At 66.3% G+C, this 3,105-nt stretch carries 2 protein-coding genes and 2 pseudogenes; 1 reads left to right on the forward strand and 3 read right to left on the reverse strand.

What is annotated here, in order from left to right; all coding sequences use genetic code 11:
- Both QOI01_RS24065 and QOI01_RS24070 read right to left on the reverse strand, forming a co-directional pair.
- A pseudogene (locus QOI01_RS24065) lies at positions 1 to 223 on the reverse strand (NAD(P)H-dependent amine dehydrogenase family protein); the annotation flags it as partial.
- Between the two features lie 190 nt (positions 224 to 413).
- Positions 414 to 566 (reverse strand): annotated as a pseudogene (locus tag QOI01_RS24070) (NAD(P)H-dependent amine dehydrogenase family protein); the annotation flags it as partial.
- A 71-nt stretch (positions 567 to 637) separates the two neighbouring features.
- Between QOI01_RS24070 and QOI01_RS24075 the strand changes: the two are divergent.
- Positions 638 to 967 carry a hypothetical protein gene (locus QOI01_RS24075; protein ID WP_526385425.1) on the forward strand — a complete coding sequence of 110 codons (330 nt, stop codon included), beginning with the start codon at positions 638 to 640 and terminating at the stop codon, positions 965 to 967.
- A gap of 75 nt (positions 968 to 1,042) precedes the next feature.
- Here the strand turns inward: QOI01_RS24075 and QOI01_RS24080 are convergent.
- Positions 1,043 to 3,105: SDR family oxidoreductase (locus QOI01_RS24080; RefSeq protein WP_526385427.1), on the reverse strand; the 2,063-nt coding region annotated here is incomplete at its 5' end.

A 3,105-nucleotide genomic window follows, 5' to 3' on the forward strand; every position in this document is an offset into this window, starting at 1 on the left:
CGGTCTCGTCCTCACCGTGGGTGGCGATTCGCGACTCCAGCACCATCGAGGGACGTCCCTCTACGGTGACCTTCCAGCCGCGCCCCGTCGGCCAGTCAGCCGCCTGGTCCGCACCGAGCCGGGTGACGTGTTCGACGGTCAACGCCGCCCTGCCGCCGACGATCGCCGTCAGCCCGAACCGCTGGGCAGCGACGGTGCCCGCCTCGATGCGGCCCGCCTTCACGTCGAATGCGTTGGCGCCAAGGCCACCTGACGGTGGTACACCATCTCGTCGATGGTGGCCCCCAGTCCGTCGGCGAGCAGCACGAGCGGCGCGCGGAAGGTCGGGCCTGCGAGCCCTGCGGCATGTAGAGAACGCAGTCGGCCTCCATCGCCAGGATCTCGTCGGCGCTCGCGGTGGTGCTGACGCCGACGGGACCGATGCCGCAGATCTCCCCGACGTCCCTGCCCACCTTTGGCGCGGTGTAGACCAGCGCCCCGACCAGCTCGAGGTCGGGACTGGACTGCACCGCCGCGACCGCGTGACGGCCAACGTAGCCGGTCGCCCACTGCACGATTCGAAGCATGTCGACGAACTTACGGTAAGGACGACTGTTCGTCGGGCCAGTTCGGCCGACCCGACGAATAGGGTGAGGTGATGAGCAACCTGTCTCTCTACATCTTCTGCGGAGGTCTGACCATCCTGTTCGTCGGGCTTCTGTTGCCGGGTTGGGACACCGACGCGCTACCCAAGCGGGCAGTGAAGCGCCGCATCTACTGGGCAGCCACCGCCGTCGCCATCCCCGTTCTGTTCGCCGCCGGATGGCCGGATCCGCAGAGTTCGATCGCCTTCGTCGCGATGGCCGTCGTCCTCATGGGCGGGTGGGCCTACACCCGCACCCCGAACATCAAGATCGGCGAACGGATCTGGGCTCTCGACCCGGTCAATCGCGAACCGGACCCCGAACCTCGTGACGACCGGTCGTAGCGGGCGGTGCCCCGAGACGGTTCGCTGGTGCAGTAGTCCAGCTCGCACGGTATGAAACTCCGACCTCCGCATGCTCTACAGCAGCCCGAGCAGTTGAAGGTCGGTGACGTACTTGGTGATGACCGGCGCCGAGATGTGTGGGATGTCGTTGTCGGGCCCGATCTTGGCTTCCTGCGCCGCTTCTTGGAAGCGGTCGGTAGGAGCGTAGGAACCCTGGGTGGGTTCGGGTGGATGCAGGGTCTGCCCACTCTGCAGCATCACCAGCAACATCTGCAGCACCGAGTTCTGCCGCTGCCGCTCCGGCAATGCCCGCAGACCGGCCTCGAAACGCTGCAACCACTCACCGAAGTCGTCGATGCGCTCGATCGGATGACCGGCCTGGATCACCCAGTCCACGTACTCGTCGATCCCGATACCGTCGTCGTGCGGGTTCATCACGTGATAGGTCTCGAACCCGTCGACCACCTGGGCACCCAGCGTCGCGATCGCCTCGGCGACGAATCCGACCGGCAGACCATCGAAGTGCGCGCGCTGTCGGTTGCCGTCGGCGTCGAGCCGATAGAACGAGCCGGGTGCGACACCGGTAGCCAACAGACTCAGCACCATCCGGGTCACCGTGTCCGTCACGTTCAACTGACCCGCATACTCGGTATCAGCCAAGATCATCCCGGACCGGAACACCGAGACCGGCAGCCCACACAGATCGTTGGCCTCCCGCAGCAACACCTCACCAGCCCACTTGCTGTTGCCGTAACCGTTGGCGTAGCCGGCGTCCACGGCGCGGGTCGGGCTGATGACGCGGATGTCGGCATCCTCGGTGAACACCGACGGCTCCACTTGACGCCCCACATCCGAGGTCGAGACGAACGCGTACGGCTTGAGCTTCGCGGTGAGCGCAAACCGGATCAGCTCGGCAGTACCCACCACATTGGGCCCGAACAACTCCCCATAGGGCAGCACACTGTTGACGAACGCCGCCGAATCAACGACCAGATCCACGCTGTCGGCCAGCCGCTGCCACGTCTGTTCCGCCAGCCCCAAATTCGCCCCACCCTTGTCGCCGGCAATCACCTCCAACCGGTCGGCCGCCAGTTCGTGGAAGCGCCACAACAGTTGTGGGTCACCGCTGTCGAAGGTCTCGTCCAGCCGACGTCGGGCATCCTCGTCGGAGGGCGCCCGCACCAAACAGACCACCTCGCCGCCGACCCGCTCCATCTGCTCCAACAACTGCAACAACAAATAACGGCCAAGGAACCCGGTCGCCCCCGTCAACAGCACCGTCCGCACCTCGGCACTGGGACCCGGCAACGTCGGCGCAACCGCCAACGTCGCCGCATCGATGAACTTGTCCAAAGTGAGATCACCGGCACGGGCTTCGGTGGCCCCACGACCATGCACGGCCGCGAAGCTCGGCCCGTGCACCTCGGCGGCGGCCACCACGTCGGGATCCAAGTGGCGGCCCAGGACACTGACCGTCGGCGCCTCGAACAAGGTACGCACCGCCAGCTCGGCATCGAAGGCGGTGTTGATCGCCGCGGTCACCCGCATCGCGGAAATCGAATCCCCACCAAGATCGAAGAACGAATCATCGACACCCACCCGCTCCACACCCAGCACACGGGCATAGATGTCGACCAACGCCAACTCGACCGCCGTTTCCGGAGCCCGGTACCGCTCAACACTCTGATACTCCGGCGCCGGCAAAGCCCGCCGGTCGAGTTTCCCGTTCACCGTCAACGGCAGCGCCGCGACCACCACCACCGCCGCCGGCACCATGTACCCCGGCAGCCGCTGCGCCAATTGCCCGCGAACCCCCACCGGATCGACGGTCCCGACCACGTAACCGACCAGACGCTTGTCACCGGGACGGTCCTCACGAGCGATCACCACCGCCTGCTTCACCCCGTCCATCTCGGCCAGCAACGCCTGAATCTCACCCAGTTCGATGCGATAACCGCGGATCTTGACCTGCTCAACGGCGCGCCCCAAATACTCGAGCTGCCCCTCAGCACCCCACCGCACCAGATCCCCCGTGCGATACATCCGCGCCCCCGTCCCCCCGAACGGGCAGGCCACGAACCGCGACCCAGTCAACCCACCCCGACCCACAAAACCCACCCCCCCCCCACCCCCCCCCC

The organism is Mycobacterium sp. (assembly GCF_032162605.1).
Classification (GTDB): Bacteria; Actinomycetota; Actinomycetes; order Mycobacteriales; family Mycobacteriaceae; genus Mycobacterium.

What these genes read in the sequence shown, in the direction of transcription:
- QOI01_RS24075 (WP_526385425.1), top strand. Translation starts at nt 638, where the DNA reads ATGAGCAACCTGTCTCTCTACATCTTCTGCGGAGGTCTGACCATCCTG.